The organism is Streptomyces sp. MGP-BFMKR1, assembly GCF_057766585.1.
This window is the reverse complement of sequence record NZ_CM173408.1, coordinates 7,924,539-7,941,740: the sequence shown is the minus strand read 5'-3', so window position 1 is coordinate 7,941,740 and position 17,202 is coordinate 7,924,539. Positions and strand designations below refer to the sequence as shown.

The window sequence follows — 17,202 nt, the reverse complement described above, 5'->3', positions numbered from 1 at the left end:
CTCCCCTGCTGCCCGCGGGGAGGCTCATTCCTTGTGGAGGGCGCCGTGAAGGCATCTCAGGAACGGCTGCCGGAAGGCAGGACAGCGTGGAAGCGGACGGCCGTGGTGGGGTTGCCCGCGGTGCTCGCGGTCGGCGCGATGGCGACCATGATGGCGCAGGGCGTGCTGGCCGCGTCCTTCGCCGTCTCCGGCACGAGCTTCCAGGTCGCCTCGTCCAAGCTGACCAGCGACGGGCTCGCCTCGTACGTGGAGACCGACCGCTCCCTGGACGGCAAGGGGCACCCGGTCTCGCTGCTGGGGCTCGACCAGGCCACCCTCAACGACATCTGCCAGGCCGCCGAGGTCAAGACGCCGCTCGGCACGGTGACCTTCAAGCTGACGGCGGGCGGTGACGCCGGCAAGGTGACCGCCAGCAACCTGATCATCGACGCGGAGGACCTAGCCGGCGACGCCCGCTTCGGCACGGTCGAGCTCGGCCGCGACGCCTCCACCCTCAACGAGACGCCCGGCATCCGTGGGGAGAAGGGGAAGTTCGGGCTCCAGGCCGGGAACATCGAGGTGGCCGACGTGAAGTCGCACGCCTGGTCCGCCACCGGCGGCAACTTCCGGCTCAAGGGGTTGAAGCTCGGCGTCAGCCTGGGCGGCGACAAGTGCTTCTGAGCCGGGGCCGGGCGCGCGAGGCGCGACGTGGGGCGCCGACCGGCACCGCCGTCGGGGCCCGGCCCACCCCGTCGGGCCCCCGCGCGCGGTGCCGGGCCGCGCTCCAGGGGCTGCCGCTGCCCCGCCAGCGCGCGGCCTTCCGTGGCTGGCGGCGCACCCGGCCGTTCTGGGCGGGCCTGCTGCTGGTGCTCGGCGGGCTCGAACTGATGGCCATCCCGCTGTCGCCGCTGACCGTCCTCGTCAGCCTCGGCCTCGGTGGGATCGCGGCGATCGGCATCGGCATCGCGCTGGTCGTCGCGGGCCTGTTCCTGTGGTTCGCGCCCCGCGCCCGGCACTACGTGAGCATCAACGCGTTGCTGCTCTCCGTACTCTCCTTCGCCGCCACCAACCTCGGTGGCTTCCTGATCGGCATGGTGCTGGGCATCGTCGGCAGCGCCATGGGCTTCGGCTGGACGCCGCGCGAGGCGCCCCAGGCCCCGGCCGGCCCGCCGCCCGGGCCACCCTCCGGGCAGTCCGACGACCCGGGCCGGGGCGGCCCGTCGGGCGACGCGGCGGCCCCTGGCCCTCCGTACGGTGACCCGGGCGCTGGACGCGATGCCCGAGGCGAGGACGCCCCGGCCGACGGCGCCGGCTCCCGCGGCGCGGCGGAAGGCCCGAGGTCGCCGACGCCACCGGAGGGGGCCGGCGGCAGGGCGGTGGCGGACGCGGGCGGGGCGGAGGGGCCCGGCCCGGGCCCGGCCGGCGCGCCGAGGTCCGCCCGGCGCCGGCGCGGCGGCGGGGCGCTGCGGGCGCTCGCGCCGCTGGTGCCGGCCGTCGCGCTGCTGGCCGCCGTGGGGGTCCCCGCGCGCGGCGCGCCACTGCCCGGCGGCGCTGCCCCGGCCCCGCTCGCCGCGACGGGCGCGCACACGGCCCCGGACGGGACCGGCCCGCCCGGGGCCGTGGGCGGGCGGACGCCGCGCGAGCTGACCGCCGCGCTGGCACCGGCGCCGCGGCGGGGCGCCACACCGGTCCCGACCGCCGGCCCCGGGGAGCGCGCGCCGGCGGCCGACGGGCCAGGGTTCCCGGTGGCGGCCACCCCCGCGACCATCACCACCACCCGGTTCACCCCGCACGGCTTCCTCGTGGCGGGCGTGACCGAGTTGCCCACCGCTCGCGGGCCGCTCAAGGTGATGGTGCTCAAGATGCGGGCCGCCTCGCTCACCGACTACCGGATGCGGACCCGCGACGGCTCGCCCGAGCTGGACCTGGGGGCCGACTCGCTGGAGCTGTCCGGCCACGTGACGCTCTACCTCAGTCGGTTCAAGGGCTGCGTCGAGGGCCTGCTGTGCCTGACCTTCACCCCGGACCGGCTGCCGGTGCCGCCGCTCGTGCCGCCGCTGATCTTCCTCACCGACGTCGAGGCCGACCAGGCGCTCGTGACCGCCGACTCGATCACCACCGACGGACTGACCCTGACCCCACACGCCTGAGACGCGCCCGGCGGGGCGCGTCCGGCCCGGGCTCCACGGCGGCGCACCCCGGTGCCCCGGTGCGGTGGCCGGTGGCACGGGTCCGTGCCAGCCTGAGACCATCCGCAGCCCCACCGGGAGGTCTCACCACAGTGCCGTGGCGACTGCGAACCCCGAGGTTCACCAACGGCCTCTTCGTCCTGCTGCTCGGGTACCTGGTGACGATCGTCGTCATCGACGAGCTGACCTCGCGCTACCTGCGATTGGACGTGTACGCGGCGGTGGCCCCGATGGTCGCCGCCGCGCTGTGTGCCTACCGCCACGCGATCGTCATCGGGGCCCTGGACTTCGTCGCCATGACCGTCATCTACGGCGTGCTGCCCTCCAGCGTGCCGACGGTCGCCCGGGCCGGCGCGATCCTCAGCAACGCGCTGATGGTCGGCGCGAGCATCGCGGTGGCCAGGCTGCTGCGCGACCGCGAGGAACTCCTGGAGCGCGAGCGCGCCACCGGCGAGGCCGCGCAACGGGCCCTCCTGCGCCAGCTCCCTCTGCGGACCCAGGACGTCGTCGTCGACGGCTTCTACGTCTCCTCGCAGCGGGACGCCCTGGTGGGTGGCGACCTGTACGAGGCGGTGCAGACCCCGTACGGCACCCGCGTGCTCATCGGCGACGTACGCGGCAAGGGGCTGAGCACGCTGGGCGCGGGCGCGGCCGTGCTGACCGCGTTCCGCGAGGCCGCCTACCACCGCCGCAACCTCACCAGCGGCGTGCTCGCCATGGAGCAGGGCCTGGCCCGCTACAACGCCTCCCGTGAGGGGCGGGAGCCGCTGGAGGCGCAGGAGCGGTTCGTGACGGCCCTGGTCCTCGGCACGGACGGCGGCGCCGGGGCCCCTGCGGACGCGGCGGCGCGGGAGGAGCCGATGTCGCTGCTCGTCGTGGACTGCGGCCACGTCGCGCCGTACGTGATCGGGCCCGACAACGCCGTACGCGAGGTCGAGCTGGCCGAGCCGGGGTTGCCGCTGGGCCTCGGCGAGCTGGCCGACCATCCCCGGGCCGTCCAGCGGGTCGTGCTGCCGCCCGGGTGCCGGCTGCTCGCCTGCACCGACGGGGTGACCGAGGCGCGCGGCGCGGATGGCTCGTTCTATCCGTTGGCGGCCCGGCTGCACCGGTGGGCGGCGCTGCCGACCTCCGAGTTGCTGAGCCGGTTGCGTGCGGATTTGGACGCGCACACCGGTGGCCAACTGCAGGACGACGCCGCCGCGTTGATCATGGAGCGGCTGGCGATGCCCGATCAGCGGGCGCTGGAGGCGGCCCGCGACTGACGGCCGGCCGCGCTGCCCGCACCCCGCCGGCATTGGTGCAGACCAGGTCAGGGCGGCGACCGTGGCCCGGCGCGCGCCGCACGCCGACAGCGCGTCGGCGGCGTGTACAGACCCCGTCATCCCTATGAAGTCGGCTCCGCGCGGGCGCCAGTTCCCGGCGCGTGCCGGGAGAAACCTCACGTGCCGTGCGGCCGGATCAACAGGGCCGAGATGGGCTGGACCCGTGTCACGATGATGCCGCGTCACGATGACGTCACCACTGTCGTACCGCATCCGACGTCCCCTACCGCCCGCCCGTGCCCTCCGCCACATCCGTCCGTCCAGCACCACCCCCGGCCGCCCCGGGGCCCCGTACCCGGCCTCCGGCGCCCGTCGTCCGCCCCCGTCCGACTCGCCTCGCGCCCGTGCCACCCCGCCAACCCGGCTCCGCCCGCCGCACGCCGCCCGGCCCGCTCCACGCCGGTGCGCACGTGCCACTCCCCACCTGTCCGCCTTCGTCCGTCTTGGAGCGGCGATGACCTCACGTCAGTACAGTCCAGCGCTCATGCTCACCGGCTTCGTCCTGTTGCTCGGTGCCATGTTCGGCATCGCGTACGCCGTCGGCTCGGCAGCCGGCCCGGTCGCCCCCGGCCTGCACCGGTCCGACGACGGAGGTTCCGGCGGCGACATGGGCGACATGGGCGGGATGAACAACCACGGGATGGGCGTCGTCTCGCCGGCGCCCGTCGGCGGGGTGCCGGCCGTGGTCGGAGGCGCCCAGTGACCACGCCCGCCCCGGTCACCACCGAGCTGACCATCGGCGGCATGACCTGCGCCGCCTGTGTCGGCCGCGTCGAGAAGCGCCTCGGCCGCCTCGAAGGCGTCACCGCCACCGTCAACCTCGCCACCGAACGCGCCCACATCACCCACCCCGCGACCCTCTCCACCGCCGAGCTGATCGCCACCGTCGAACGAGCCGGCTACACCGCCGAGCCGCCGCCCCCGCCGCGGCCCGTCGCCACCCACACCACCGAGCTGGCCATCGGCGGCATGACCTGCGCCGCCTGCGTCGGCCGCGTCGAAAAGCGCCTCGGCCGCCTCGAAGGCGTCACCGCCACCGTCAACCTCGCCACCGAACGCGCCCACATCACCCACCCGGCGGGCGTCTCCGTGGCCGAGTTGACGGCCACCGTCGAGAAGGCCGGGTACACCGCCGAGCCGGTGCCGACCTCGGCCGGGCGCGGCGCCACGGGCGACGACGACGCGGAGCCGGGCGCCGACGGCGCGCAGGACCAGCAGGACCAGCGGGAGAAGAAGAAGGCCGCCATCGCCCGCGAGGAGCGGGACCGGCTGCTGATCACGGCTCTGCTGTCGATCCCGGTGCTGGTCATCTCGATGGTCCCGGCCCTCCAGTTCCGCAACTGGCAGTGGGTGTGCTTCGTGCTCTCCACGCCGGTCGCCGCCTGGGGCTCGTGGCCCTTCCACGCACGGGCGGCCCGCGGGCTGCGGCACGGCGCGGCCACCATGGACACGCTGGTCTCGCTGGGCGTCATCGCCGCCTTCTCCTGGTCCACGTACGCGCTCTTCTTCGGCGGCGCGGGCGAGCCGGGCATGGAGATGCCGTTCACGCTGCTGCCCTCCGCCTCGGGCGACACGCCGCACGTGTACCTGGAGGCGGCGGTCGCCGTACCGCTGTTCGTGCTGACCGGGCGGTGGTTGGAAGCGCGAGCACGGCACGGCACCGGCTCCGCGCTGCGCGCGCTCGCCAACCTGGCCGCCAAGAACGTGGTCATAAGGGTGGACGGCGCCGAACGGCGCATTCCCATCGAGCAGTTGCGGGTCGGCGACCTGTTCGTCGTACGACCGGGCGAGCGCGTCGCCACCGACGGCGTGGTCACCGAGGGCGGCTCCGCCCTGGACATGTCGCTGGTGACGGGCGAGAGCGCGCCGGTCGAGGTCAGCCCCGGCTCCGCGGTCGTGGGCGGCGCCGTCAACTCCGGCGGGCTGCTCGAGGTACGGGCCGAGGCCGTGGGCGCCGACACCCAACTGGCGCGCATCACCCGCCTGGTGGAGGACGCGCAGGCCGGCAAGGCCAAGGCGCAGCGCCTGGCCGACGCTGTGGCCGGCATCTTCGTGCCGGTCGTGCTGGCCATCGCCGTCACGGTCTGCGGCTTCTGGCTCGGCGCCGGCGCCGACCCGCAGGCGGCGGTGACCGTCGCCGTGGCGGTCCTGGTCGTCGCCTGCCCGTGCGCCCTCGGCCTCGCCACCCCCACCGCCCTGCTCGCCGCCACCGGGCGCGGCGCCCAGCTCGGCATCCTCGTCAAGGGCCCGCAGGCCCTGGAGGGGCTGCGCCGGGTGGACACCGTCGTGCTGGACAAGACCGGCACGCTGACCATCGGCGAGATGGGCGTCACGCAGGTCACCTGCCGTACGGAGGGGCTGGACGAGGCGACCGTCGTACGCCTGGCGGGCGCGGTCGAACAGGGCTCGGAGCACCCGGTCGGGCGCGCCGTGGTGAGCCACGCGCGGCGCAACGCCGCGGAGGGCGACGGGCTGCCGGCGGTCATCGGCTTCGCCGCGACCGCGGGGCACGGCGTCAGCGGACGCGTGGACGGACACCAGGTGACGGTCTCCCGTCCGGACGCCGAGCCCGCCGACGACGCCCCCCAGGACGGTCAGGCCGCGCTGCCCGCGGAGTTGGCCGACGCCGTACGCGAGGCGGAGAGCACCGGGCACACGGCGGTGCTGGTACGCGTGAACGGCGCGCCGGAGGCCGTCCTCGCGCTGGGTGACAGCCTGCGTCCGGGCGCCTTCCGCGCGGTGGACCACCTCCGTCGCCTCGGCCTGCGCACGGTGCTGGCGACCGGCGACAGCGAGGCGACCGCGCGGGCCGTCGCCGAACGGCTCGGCATCACCGAGGTGCACGCCCGGGCCACCCCCGAGGGCAAGGCCGAGCTGGTGCGCTCGTTGCGCGAGCACGGCCACCGGGTCGCGGTCATCGGCGACGGTGTCAACGACGCGGCGGCGCTGGCCAACGCCGACCTGGGCATCGCCATGGGCGGCGGTACGGACGCCGCGATCGGCGCGGCCGATGTGACGCTGGTACGCGAGGACATGGGCGCGCTGCCGGACGCCGTACGGCTGGCCCGGCGCACGCTCGGCATGGTGCGCTCCAACCTGGCCTGGGCGTTCGGCTACAACGCGGTCACCCTGCCGCTGGCGGCCGTCGGCTGGCTCAACCCGATGGTGGCCGCCGCCGCGATGTCCGCCAGCTCGGTGATCGTGGTCGGCAACAGCCTGCGGCTGCGCGGCTGGCAACCCACCTCGTCCACCGGAGCGCCGGGGCGCCCCCGGCCCAGCAATCCCAGGCCGGGCGGGGGTCGGCCGGCGGGCAACCGTCCCAACAGGTCGCGCGCGCGTGCCACGGCCGCATCGGAGCAGTCATGAGCGAGAAGTCCGTATCCGAGGCGACCGACGCCGCACCCGAGCCCAGCGCGCCCACCGCGGCTGACCCGACCACGGGCGCGACCGGCGCCGGCGCGGGGGGCCCCGCCCCCCGGAAGTCGCGCCTCGCGCTCAACAAGGGCGCGCTGACCGCCGTCCTCGCGCCGGTCATCGCCTGCGCCGTGACGCTCGGCGCGCTCACCGCGTGGACGGCGTCCGGCGCGGCGGGCAGCCCGGCCGAACCCACCCTGGTCGACGCGCGCATCATGCTCCCGTCCAACCCGGAGGCGACGGCCGCGCTGTTCAACCTGACCAACGAGGGTGGCGCCGACGACGCGCTGGTGCGCGTCTCGACGCCGGCGAAGGCCGGTCGGGTGATGCTCAGCCGCAACGTGCACGAGAACGGCGTGGGCACCATGCAGATGGTCTCCGCGGCCTCGCTGCCCGCCGGGGGCAAGCTGGAGATGTCGGCGACCGGGCTCGACGTCATGGTCGAGAACCCGCCGCCGATGCGGCTGGGCGAGCGCGTGCCGTTCGTCCTGCACTTCCGCGACAGCGAGCCGATGCGGGTCAACGCCCTGGTGGTGCGGCCGGGCAGCTAGAGCACGGCGCGCATCCGCTGCCCCTCGGCGAACGGGGGCAGCGGCTCCGGGCGACTCCCCCTCCGCCGCGCGCGCCCCAAGGGCCCCGCCACGACTCGTGGCGGGGCCCACTGGCGTCCACGGCCGGGTGCCTCGGGGGTCTGAGGGGCCGGCCGTGTCGCAAGCGTCGGGCGACGGCACGGACTTGCCGTACGCGACAGGTGACCGCACGGACTTGCCGTACGCGTCGGGCGGCCGTACGGACTTGCCGTAGGCATCGGGCGCCCGTACGCGTCGGGCGGAGGCCCGCGATTCGCCCCGCGAGCCCCCGCCCAGTCGGCCTACCTCAGCGGGCCCCGGCCAGTTCCGGAACGCGCGCCCGCGTCCCGCCGACGCCCGGCCCGGCGCCCACCGCCGGGCGCCCCGAGCCCACGCCGGGGCCGGAGCCCACGCCGGGGCCGGAGCGCGTGGCCGTGGGCGCGGCAGCCCGCGCCGGCACGCCGCCCGCCCGGGCGGCTGCCCGCGCGCCCCGGTCCGCCGCCCCGCGGGCCGGCGCCCCCGGGGGCGCAGCCGCTTCAACGCCGGCCTGTGCCATGTCCGGCGCCGACCCGTGGCCGGCCCGCTCCGCGCTCGCCAGTTGCTCGATCAGCGCCTCGCGGGCCCGCGCGACGCGCGAGCGCACGGTACCCACCGGGCAGTTGGCCACGAGCGCGGCCTGCGCGTACGGCAACCCGAGGAGCTGGGTGAGCACGAACGCCTCGCGCCGCTCGTACGGAAGCTGCCCCAAGAGTTGGGACAGGGCCACCCCCTCGTCGAACCCCGGCAACTCGCGGGACTGCGCCAACTCGGCCGCGGTCTGCCAGTCGTCGGTGTCGGACAGGCGTGGCCGGGCCGCGTTCCAGCGCAGCCGGTCCACGACCGTGTAGCGGGCGATCGACAGCAGCCAGGTACGGGCCGACGACCTGCCCTCGAAGCGGGGCAGGCTGCGCAGCGCCCGCAGGTACGTCTCCTGGACGAGGTCGTCGGCCGACTGCGGGTCGTTGCTCAGCCGCGAGACGTACCGCCACACGTCGCGTTGGGTGGCCCGGATGAACTGGTCCACCGCCTCGGCGTCGCCGCCGCGCGCCGCCAGCGCCCACGCGGTCACCGCCTCGTCGTCGCGCTCATACACGGGCACCACCGTGCTCCGCGTCGTACTGCCCCAGTGCACGCACGGCGCCGGCCCGTGGGCCGTGGGCGCGGGGGGCGCCGCACGGCCCGGGCGCGGCAGCGGGGACCATGGCCGGGTGCACTGTTCCGATTCCCGTACCGCGCTCTCCGCCAGGGTCGACGGTGAGGCGCTGCCGCCCGGTGTCACCGGGCCGGTTCTCGACGCCCATCTGCACGGCTGCGCCGACTGCAGGCTCTGGGAGCGTCGCGTGCTGGCCCTGCGCGAGTGGACCACCCGCATCGGCGGCACGGCGCTCTAGCCGCGCGCGGCCGGCCGCGACGGCGGGCGCGCCGCCGCCCCACCGCCACGCGCTGACCGGCGGCGTTCGGCGCGCTCGACGCGGCGGGCTCGTACGGGCCGTGCCGTGGGTCGCGGTGCGGGTCGCGGCGCACGCGCGCGACGAGCACCGCGACGTCACGGGCTCGGCGGCGCGGGCGTACGGGGCCACCGGGGCCGTCGCGGCGCGGCCGGCGGCCGAACCAGCCGATCGGCGGGCGGCCGTACGGGGCACGGCCGCGACCGTACGCGCGTACCGCACGGCCTGAGCGCCGGGTGTCGCGTGCCCGGCCGCGCCGGGCGGCGTCCAGGTACGGGAGGGTGCGGCGGCGGGCGGCTGGGCCATGGCGCGGGCCGTAGGCCGGGGGCGGGTGGGGTGGTCGGGCCGGCTGCCGCCGGCCTCGGGGGCGGGGCGCGGCGCCACGCGCCGGGCCGGTGCTGCCCGGAAGAGGGCAGGATTCATCGCCATATGTCCTTCCTGGGTTCCGGCGCGTCGCGGGGGCGCGCCGGCCCCGGCCGCCGAGGGGGCGGGCCGGGAGGTGATCTGCCAACGGGAGGTGCCGTCAGGCGACGGCGATCCCCGGTGGCGGACCACGGGTGGCGATGACGTGAACGAGCAGCAGGAGCCGCGGGCGGCGGGCCTCGTGGGACCCGCGGGAGCGGCCGTGTTCGGGCTGCGGTCCGGGCGCGGTGTCGCCGAAGAGCACGTACAGCGGCGCGAACAGCCGCACGGCCAGCGCCCGCCCGACGCGGAAGGCCGCCTGCTCGCCGCCGCACAGCCAGACCCCGCAGACCAGCGCGACCAGCAGGTGGGCGGACCACATGCCGAGTCCGCCGTGCCCGTCGTGCAGGGCCATGGTGTGCGCGGAGGAGAGCACGTCCTGGCCCAGCCCGGCGACGTGCTGGCCGAGGCCGTCGCCGTCGGCCGCCGAGCCCTCGCCGCTGACCAGCGGGTTGGACAGGCCGCAACTGGGCGGCAACACGGCCTCGCCGGCCGCGATGCGCTCACGGAGGGCGTCGGAGGCCCCGGCCGCGGACGGTGCGGCGTGGGCGTGCTGCCCGTGCCCCGCGCCGTGCCCGCCGACGCCGGTCTGCGCGACGCTGAACAGCGTGTGCAGCGCCATCTGGGCCCCGGCCGTCAGCGACATGATCAGCAGCGGCCCGCGCTCCCGGCCGGCCGCGCACCAGGCCGCGCCGCCCGTGCCGAGCAGCGCGACGCCGACGGCCCAGAGCGGAATGGGAGTGGCGGACATGACGACGTGTCCGGCGGCGGCGAGCAGCACGCAGACCGCCGCGAACACCGCTGCTCGCAGCCCCCGTAGAACGTGCCCCGCTTCCATGACGCACACATCGTTGCACCCGCGGTCAGAGCGGTGACGTGCGGGGGCGTGAATCATCGAGGAGGGCGCGAAGCGCCGCCCCGCACCTCGGCCCGTGGGTACGGGGCGGTGGAGGGCCGCCGGCTCGGGGGGAGGAGCCGCGGCCTGGTCCGTCGCGCTGTCGCTGTCCTGGTTCCGCTCGACTCCCGGGGGCGCCACGCGCCACGGGAGCCATGGTGCACGCACGGTCGGCGCACGCCCCTGGGGGCGCCGTAACCGCGTTCTCGGCCGTTCATAACGCCCCATACTGGCGCGTACCGACGGCGGTTCCCGCGCACTGGCCGCGCGCGTCGCCGCGCCGTGGTGGCCGCCACGCGCCGGGTCGCCCCGACTCGCCTCCCGCCAGTCAACTGCCTTCGGGCGGCTGGTGGCAGCGTGTGCGCGCCGCGATGATGGGTGCGCCGCGCACACCCCGTGTGAACGCGGGGGGCGGCGGACGCCGTTCGCGGGCGTGTTCCTCCGCATCCGGGGCATTCACCTGGCAGGGGGCATTGGGTACCGCAGAACGGACGAGGAACATGAGAACGAAGAGTGGCGTAGTGCCCGACACGACGGACGGCCGACGGCCGTCCCCCACGGCCCCGCGAGCCGAGCAGTGCCCGAACTGCGGGGGTCAGCTGGCCGTCAACCAGGACGGCTGGAAGATCTGCCACACGTGCGGATACGCCTCTCCACCGTAGATCGTCCGGTGCGAGTGCAGGAGGCAGGCCCCGTGGTCAACCCGTCGCTCAACGCGTCCGTCAACCCATGGCTGGCGATGACGCCCGGAACCGACCCCGCTGACAGATCCCGGGCGGTGCACGCCGGCTGGGAGCAGTTCCTCGCCCACGGCGCCGTCACCCCGTCGGTGCGGCCGGTGGTGGCGGACTCGTGGCGGCGGTCCGCCGACGCGCGGGTGGCCAGGGACGGGGTCGCGCCGATCGCCCTGGAGGCGGGCGACCTGGAGGCGTACCGCAGCGAACACCCGCTGGCCCGAGTGCTGCCGCTCTTCCGTGAACTGCTGGGCGCCGTCGCGCACGACGGCGCCCACCTGTTCGCGGTCTGCGACGAGTTGGGTCGCATGCTCTGGGTCGAGGGCCACCGCGGCGAGCTGCGACGGGCCGAGCGCATGAACTTCGTGGCGGGCGCCCGCTGGGACGAGCGGCACGCGGGCACCAACGCGCCGGGCACGGCGCTGACCGTCGGCCACCCGGTGCAGATCTTCTCGACCGAGCACTTCAGCCGCCCGGTGCAGCCGTGGACCTGCGCGGCGGCGCCGGTGCGCGATCCGTACACCGGTCGACTGCTCGGCGCCATCGACATCACCGGCGGCGACCATCTGGCCGCCCCGCACAGCCTGGCCCTGGTGCAGGCCACGGCGCGGGCCGCCGAGGCGCAACTCGCCACTCTCGATCGCCCCACGGCCAGTGCCGACGCGGACCCCGGCGTGTCCGTGAGCGCGCTGGGGCGGGACGAGGCGCTGCTGGTCACGCACGGGCGACGGCTGCGCCTGAGCCGCCGGCACAGCGAGATCGTGGTACTCCTGGCCTGCCACCCCGACGGCCTGACCGGCGACCGCCTGGCGACGCTGCTGTACGGGGAGCGGACGGTGGACCCGGTGACGCTGCGGGCCGAGCTGTCCCGGCTGCGCCGGCGCGTGGGCCCGCTACTCGGCTCGCGCCCGTACCGGCTGTGCGCCCCGGTGCGGTGTGACGTGCTGACGGCGGCGGACCAGTTGACCGCCGGCTGTCCCCACACCGCGCTCCGCACCTACCAGGGCCCGCTGCTCCCGCTGTCGGAGGCGCCGGGCATCCGTCGGCTGCGGGCGGTCCTGGACGACCGATTACGACGCGCCGTGCTCGCCAGCCGGGACGCCGAACTCCTGCGCCGCTGGGCGGAGGCACCGTGGGGCGAGGGCGACCTGGAGGTGCGCGAGGCCCTGCTCGCGGCGCTGCCCGCGCACAGCCCCGACCGCGCGTCGGTGGCCCGTGGCGCGCAGCGGCTGCGCCTGGCGTACGGCCTGCCGGACGGCGACCTGGCGGGATGAGCGGGTGGCGGGGTGGCGGAGTGGTGGGACGAGAGGCGGCAAGGGCGACCGCGCCGCGGCCGGCAACGTCCGCGCAACGTGTCGGTGCCTAGCCTCCGCCCAGCGCTGCCCGCGACGGGAGCGGGCCGCATGTGATCGGGAGGTCGCGCCATGCCCCGCTACGCGAATCCGGGCTCCGATGACTCCGTGGTGAGCTTCCAGTCGCGCTACGACCACTGGATAGGCGGCGCGTACGTGCCGCCGGCCCGGGGCCAGTACTTCGAGAACCCCACCCCGGTCAACGGCCAGCCCTTCACCGAGATCGCCCGGGGCACGGCCGAGGACGTGGAGCGGGCGCTGGACGCCGCCCACGCCGCGGCGCCGGCCTGGGGCAGGACGTCACCGACCGAGCGGGCGGTGCTGCTGAACCGGATCGCGGACCGCATGGAGGCCAGCCTCGAAACCCTTGCGGTGGCGGACAGTTGGGACAACGGCAAGCCGGTCCGGGAGACCCTGGCGGCCGACATCCCACTGGCCATCGACCACTTCCGGTACTTCGCGGGCGCCATCCGCGCGCAGGAGGGCGGCCTGTCCGAACTCGACGCGGACACCGTGGCGTACCACTTCCACGAGCCTCTCGGCGTGGTGGCGCAGATCATTCCGTGGAACTTCCCCCTCCTGATGGCGGCCTGGAAGCTGGCCCCCGCGCTGGCCGCGGGCAACACGGTCGTCCTCAAGCCCGCCGAACAGACCCCGGCGTCGGTGCACGTGTGGCTGGACCTGGTCGCCGATCTGCTGCCGCCGGGCGTGATCAACGTCGTCAACGGCTTCGGCGTGGAGGCCGGAAAACCCCTGGCGAGCAGCGCCCGCGTCGCCAAGATCGCCTTCACGGGCGAGACCACCACGGGCCGGCTGATCATGCAGTACGCGGCCGAGCACGTGAAGCCGGTGACGCTGGAGTTGGGCGGCAAGAGCCCGAACATCTTTTTCGACGACGTCTCCTCCGCCACGGACGACTTCCTGGACAAGGCGATCGAAGGCTTCACCATGTTCGCCCTCAACCAGGGCGAGGTCTGCACCTGCCCGTCCCGGGCGCTGATCCAGCGGGGGCACTACGCGGACTTCCTCGCCGCCGGCCTGGCACGCACCGAACAGATCGTCCAGGGCCACCCACTGGACACCACGACGGCGATCGGCGCCCAGGCGTCCAACGACCAGTTGGAGAAGATCCTCTCCTACCTCGACATCGGCCGCCAGGAAGGCGCCAAGGTCCTCACCGGCGGGGCCAGGGCGGAGCTGGGCGGCGAGTTGGCGGGCGGCTACTACGTCCAGCCGACGGTCTTCGAGGGCACCAACCGCATGCGTGTCTTCCAGGAGGAGATCTTCGGCCCGGTGGTCGCGGTGGCGCCGTTCAGCGACTTCGACGACGCGATCGAGATCGCGAACGACACGCTGTACGGCCTCGGCGCGGGCGTCTGGACCCGCGACGGCAACACCGCCTACCGCGCGGGCCGCGCCATCCAGGCCGGCCGCGTCTGGACCAACTGCTACCACGCGTATCCGGCCCACGCCGCGTTCGGCGGCTACAAGCAGTCCGGCATCGGCCGCGAGAACCACAAGATGATGCTCAACCACTACCAGCAGACCAAGAACCTGTTGGTGTCGTACTCGCCGAAGGCGCTGGGGTTCTTCTAGAAGCGGAAGGAGGGCGCCTGACCTGGGCTTTTGTCGTCGGGCGCCCTTCGGGGCGGGCAGCTAGGCGGCGAGTCGAAATACTCCCCTGCTCCCGATATCGGTCAGCGACAACAAAACCGTGCTGGACGGGCCCAGGCGGTAGCTGTCAGTTCAAGGCATCAGCGTTTCTGGGCGAGAAATGCATGCAGATGCGTGGCGCTATAGATGCAGATACTCAGAAACAGGAGGAACCAGCCCCCACTATTCCCTTTCACGAGCAGGAAAACTGCGAAGACCACACCTGCGAACGTAAAAAAAGAGACGGCAGCTCTGCTCCGGGCATGCCACATGGACGCGCCGTGAACGCGTAAGCGCATGAACTCCCTACATCGCGTCACCGACGACCGCACCGGTCGCCGGACACACAACCTGTCACGCAACGCACGGAACCTACGGAGAACCAGAGCCTGGGAAAACCGGTCAAGAGTGCGATCAGGCCCCACAAACCCCCAGGTCGCTTTCTGCCCTCCCGATCCCCGCAGGCACCATCGATCGCGGTGACACACGACCTGACCGAAACAACGCCTCAGAGGACTCAACTCGATGGGCCCCATCGAGTTGGGCTCAATGGGCCCCACTCGGCGGTGCCCGGCATCGTCACCACAGCCAGGCATTCAAGTGCCACAGTCGGGGCGGGACTCGGGCGTCGCGAGGCGCAACCGCGCGGTGCCGACCCGGTTGCACTGGGGCCCTGGCCGGCGAGTGGGCAGCGAGACGGAGGCGTCCGCGCCAGGCGCGTACGGCGTCCAACGCCTACGAGCTCACCTGGTCGACGGATACAGGCCCTGCGGCACGCGCGACCTGGCCGGCCTGTGAAGAACGACGCGTACCCCGCCCGCATCAAGTAACTCAGGTGCCTGCCACACTGCCCCTCGACGAGGGGTAGGCGACAGGCACCGCGATGGGGGTTCTCCGTGCACCGCTCCAACTGGCCACCGCTTCAAGGCAGCACCCACCCAATCAAGATGAAGGACTGGGGCGACCTGGACCTCATGGACCCCGACGCCGGCGAGCCGCCGGCCGGGGACCAGTTCCTGACGGTCGACAAGGACTGGGTGCGCGTCGACACCGGAAGCAACCCGGAGGCCCCCATCGTCACCCTCTACGCCGGGGACGACCCCGGACCGCAAACCGGCTGGGAAGAAGTCCAGGAGATCACCATGGTCTCCACGACCGGCTTCCTCGCCCTGTGCGACGGCGGATACACCCCCGTACACAAGACGAACCTGGCCACCGCCGGCACCGGTCCCTACGTGATCCGCGTCCACGCCAGCGACCGCTCCAGTGAGGACAAGAAACCCCGCTTCCTCCTCCAGGTCATCCCCGGACAGCGCACGGGCGCCGAGCCCGCGCCGCCTCTCACCACGATCGAGGAGTGCGAAGGACCACTCCTGGTCCGGACGTCCTTCACACAGCCGGATGAGTGGGTACGTCTCCTCGACGCCCTCGACGAAGCCGCGGAGGAGCACCACGCGCCCCTCACCGTCATCGACAACCCCGCCTACGCCGGCCACTCCCCTGCTCAGATCACGGCGCGCATCCAGCACGATGACGAAGACTGGCCCAACATCACGCTCGTCCTCATCGCCGATGAGCGGACGTTGGCCTCCACGGAGTTACCGGTGCTGGCCGTGAACCATCTGTCCGACGATGCCCCCTTCAGGATCACCCTCGCAGCGGCCAGCTCCCTCGTCATCAACATGGAGTTGTCCAGCTCGGACTTCCGCGGATGGGGCCGGGGCGTCGACACCGATGGCATCTACCGGGAAGAGCACTACTGATCGCGGGGAGCGCTGTCCGCTCCCGGTGTCGTAGTGAGGCCCGGTGCCCGCGCGGGAACGGCCGGCCAGCCCTGGAGCGGTGCTTGCTGTGACTGCTTGTGCGTTGGTGTGGTCATGGGTGGGGGAACTTGCTGATGTCGGGCTGTGGGCGGGTGGACTGAGCGCTGGGCATGAACGGTTCGTGTACCGGTTCAACCGGGAGTAGCCGCGGCATTCCGCGCTTGCCTATATGCGCGGGCTGATCGCGCCGCTGGAGCGGAAGGACGGCTGGACGCCTGCGGAAGAGGCCGGGCACGCGGGGCCCGACCCCATCCGACGGCTACTGAACCGGATCGAGTGGAATGCCGACGAGGTGCTGGACGACGTGCGCGACTACGTCGCGCGAGCCTCGCCCGGGTTGGCCGGGCGAGATGTCGAGCGCCCTGGTCGGCCGGCCCGGCGCGCCCGGCCGCTGAAGGACCGCCGTTCAGCTGCTCCACTCCGGCTGGACGTGGGGGGCGTCGGTCGGATGCAGTTCGGGCGGTAGGAGCAGGCAGAAGGGGTGGCCCTCCGGGTCCAGCAGCGTCGCCCACGGTGGATGCCCTGGCCAGTCGGGGGAGGCACCGGGCTGGTGCCCAGGCAGGGTGGCGCCGAGCGCGACGGCCGCTGCCGTCGCCGCCTCCACGTCCCTGACGAAGAGGTCCAGGTGAGCACGCTTGGGCTGGGCCGGACTGTCCGGCCAGGGCGCGGCCTCGTGCCCGGCGACGCGCGCGAAGCACAGCGTGGCGCGTCCGTCGCTGATCGACGTGTATTCATCGGTACGAAAGGGCGTCGACCAGCCGAGCAGCCGGGCGTAGAAGTCGGCGAGGCCGGGCGGGTCGGCACAGTCAAGCGTGACGGCTCCGAGAACGAACGGTGCGGGCTCGGCGCGGGGATCATCGGGCACGCGGGGTTCATCGGGCACGGCGACTCCCTGGGCGTACGGGGACGACCGGCGCGGCACGGAAGGTGCGCCAGAGGCCACTTTCAGCCTTCCATTCCTGGACCGCGCGTCAAACCCTCTCACCTCCGAGCGCCCGGATGCCCGAGCGAGTACCCCCGATTGACGGCAACACCGGCCACCGCACCATGCGCCGGCCGCCACGGTGGAGCCGCCCCCGCCCTACCCGACGGGGCGCGCCCGCCGCGCGTGGAAGCCCGGCTGGCTGGCGGATGACCTGAACCGCCTCCCCGAGGCACCCGCCACACGGAGCTGAACGACGGAACTTTCGTCCCCTCTAGTGTCCCGGCGGTGGTGGCGCGCCCGCCTCGCCGCCCCAGCCGTGGTCGCGGCGACCGGAACGCTCGACGACCAGCGTGGCGAGCGCCGCTCGTCCTCACGGACCGCAGCGGCCCGCCAGATGG

General features: G+C 74.2%; 13 protein-coding genes and 2 pseudogenes. 12 read left to right on the top strand and 3 right to left on the bottom strand.

What is annotated here, in order from left to right; genetic code table 11:
- Window positions 1-45 precede the first annotated feature (45 nt).
- From AC3CHW_RS31715 to AC3CHW_RS31690, 6 genes are all read left to right on the top strand, one after another.
- The gene (locus AC3CHW_RS31715) at window positions 46-660 is read left to right on the top strand and encodes a DUF6230 family protein (protein ID WP_232543890.1); all 615 of its coding nucleotides are present in this window, start codon (window positions 46-48) and stop codon (window positions 658-660) included.
- Window positions 651-2,129, top strand: coding sequence for a DUF6114 domain-containing protein (locus AC3CHW_RS31710; protein ID WP_488468760.1), 1,479 nt, complete (start codon window positions 651-653; stop codon window positions 2,127-2,129). The genes AC3CHW_RS31715 and AC3CHW_RS31710 overlap by 10 nt, the downstream gene beginning before the upstream one ends.
- Window positions 2,130-2,260: 131 nt before the next feature.
- Entirely contained in the window at window positions 2,261-3,430 is a 1,170-nt protein-coding gene (locus tag AC3CHW_RS31705) for a PP2C family protein-serine/threonine phosphatase (protein ID WP_488468759.1), read from the top strand.
- Window positions 3,431-3,944: 514 nt separating this feature from the next.
- Window positions 3,945-4,193, top strand: a complete 249-nt coding sequence (locus AC3CHW_RS31700; RefSeq protein ID WP_176160407.1) for a hypothetical protein — start codon at window positions 3,945-3,947, stop codon at window positions 4,191-4,193.
- A gap of 41 nt (window positions 4,194-4,234) precedes the next feature.
- Window positions 4,235-6,856 (top strand): heavy metal translocating P-type ATPase, encoded by a 2,622-nt coding sequence (locus AC3CHW_RS31695; RefSeq protein ID WP_488471235.1) that lies wholly within the window; start codon window positions 4,235-4,237, stop codon window positions 6,854-6,856.
- Complete coding sequence (locus AC3CHW_RS31690; protein WP_488468758.1) at window positions 6,853-7,455, top strand: copper chaperone PCu(A)C; 603 nt, start codon at window positions 6,853-6,855, stop codon at window positions 7,453-7,455. The genes AC3CHW_RS31695 and AC3CHW_RS31690 overlap by 4 nt, the downstream gene beginning before the upstream one ends.
- Window positions 7,456-8,050: 595 nt before the next feature.
- Here AC3CHW_RS31690 and AC3CHW_RS31685 read toward each other — a convergent pair.
- Window positions 8,051-8,644, bottom strand: a pseudogene (locus tag AC3CHW_RS31685) (sigma-70 family RNA polymerase sigma factor); the annotation flags it as partial.
- A 76-nt stretch (window positions 8,645-8,720) separates the two neighbouring features.
- Between AC3CHW_RS31685 and AC3CHW_RS31680 the strand changes: the two are divergent.
- The gene (locus tag AC3CHW_RS31680) at window positions 8,721-8,903 is read left to right on the top strand and encodes a zf-HC2 domain-containing protein (protein WP_176160409.1); all 183 of its coding nucleotides are present in this window, start codon (window positions 8,721-8,723) and stop codon (window positions 8,901-8,903) included.
- A 100-nt stretch (window positions 8,904-9,003) separates the two neighbouring features.
- Complete coding sequence (locus AC3CHW_RS31675; RefSeq protein ID WP_488468757.1) at window positions 9,004-9,189, top strand: hypothetical protein; 186 nt, start codon at window positions 9,004-9,006, stop codon at window positions 9,187-9,189.
- A gap of 294 nt (window positions 9,190-9,483) precedes the next feature.
- Here AC3CHW_RS31675 and AC3CHW_RS31670 read toward each other — a convergent pair whose 3' ends face one another.
- Window positions 9,484-10,260 (bottom strand): PE-PGRS family protein, encoded by a 777-nt coding sequence (locus tag AC3CHW_RS31670; protein WP_488468756.1) that lies wholly within the window; start codon window positions 10,258-10,260, stop codon window positions 9,484-9,486.
- A 796-nt stretch (window positions 10,261-11,056) separates the two neighbouring features.
- Between AC3CHW_RS31670 and AC3CHW_RS31665 the strand changes: the two genes are divergently transcribed.
- The 4 genes and pseudogenes from AC3CHW_RS31665 to AC3CHW_RS31650 form a co-directional block, all read left to right on the top strand.
- Window positions 11,057-12,325 (top strand): GAF domain-containing protein, encoded by a 1,269-nt coding sequence (locus AC3CHW_RS31665; RefSeq protein ID WP_488471234.1) that lies wholly within the window; start codon window positions 11,057-11,059, stop codon window positions 12,323-12,325.
- Window positions 12,326-12,475: 150 nt separating this feature from the next.
- Complete coding sequence (gene exaC, locus AC3CHW_RS31660; RefSeq protein WP_488468755.1) at window positions 12,476-13,999, top strand: acetaldehyde dehydrogenase ExaC; 1,524 nt, start codon at window positions 12,476-12,478, stop codon at window positions 13,997-13,999.
- 1,004 nt (window positions 14,000-15,003) lie between these two features.
- Window positions 15,004-15,819 carry a DUF6924 domain-containing protein gene (locus tag AC3CHW_RS31655; RefSeq protein ID WP_488468754.1) on the top strand — a complete coding sequence of 272 codons (816 nt, stop codon included), beginning with the start codon at window positions 15,004-15,006 and terminating at the stop codon, window positions 15,817-15,819.
- Window positions 15,820-15,937: 118 nt separating this feature from the next.
- Window positions 15,938-16,198, top strand: a pseudogene (locus AC3CHW_RS31650) (IS701 family transposase); the annotation flags it as partial.
- An 87-nt stretch (window positions 16,199-16,285) separates the two neighbouring features.
- Here the strand turns inward: AC3CHW_RS31650 and AC3CHW_RS31645 are convergent.
- On the bottom strand, window positions 16,286-16,762 hold the full coding sequence (locus AC3CHW_RS31645; protein WP_488468753.1) for a VOC family protein: 477 nt from the start codon (window positions 16,760-16,762) through the stop codon (window positions 16,286-16,288).
- Window positions 16,763-17,202 lie beyond the last annotated feature (440 nt).

Bases quoted from the DNA above. Each gene is read 5' to 3' on its own strand.
- AC3CHW_RS31695 (WP_488471235.1), top strand. From the start codon at position 4,235: ATGACCTGCGCCGCCTGTGTCGGCCGCGTCGAGAAGCGCCTCGGCCGC.
- exaC (WP_488468755.1), top strand. From the start codon at position 12,476: ATGCCCCGCTACGCGAATCCGGGCTCCGATGACTCCGTGGTGAGCTTC.
- AC3CHW_RS31700 (WP_176160407.1), top strand. From the start codon at position 3,945: ATGACCTCACGTCAGTACAGTCCAGCGCTCATGCTCACCGGCTTCGTC.
- AC3CHW_RS31670 (WP_488468756.1), bottom strand. From the start codon at position 10,260: ATGGAAGCGGGGCACGTTCTACGGGGGCTGCGAGCAGCGGTGTTCGCG.
- AC3CHW_RS31655 (WP_488468754.1), top strand. From the start codon at position 15,004: ATGAAGGACTGGGGCGACCTGGACCTCATGGACCCCGACGCCGGCGAG.
- AC3CHW_RS31690 (WP_488468758.1), top strand. From the start codon at position 6,853: ATGAGCGAGAAGTCCGTATCCGAGGCGACCGACGCCGCACCCGAGCCC.
- AC3CHW_RS31665 (WP_488471234.1), top strand. From the start codon at position 11,057: ATGACGCCCGGAACCGACCCCGCTGACAGATCCCGGGCGGTGCACGCC.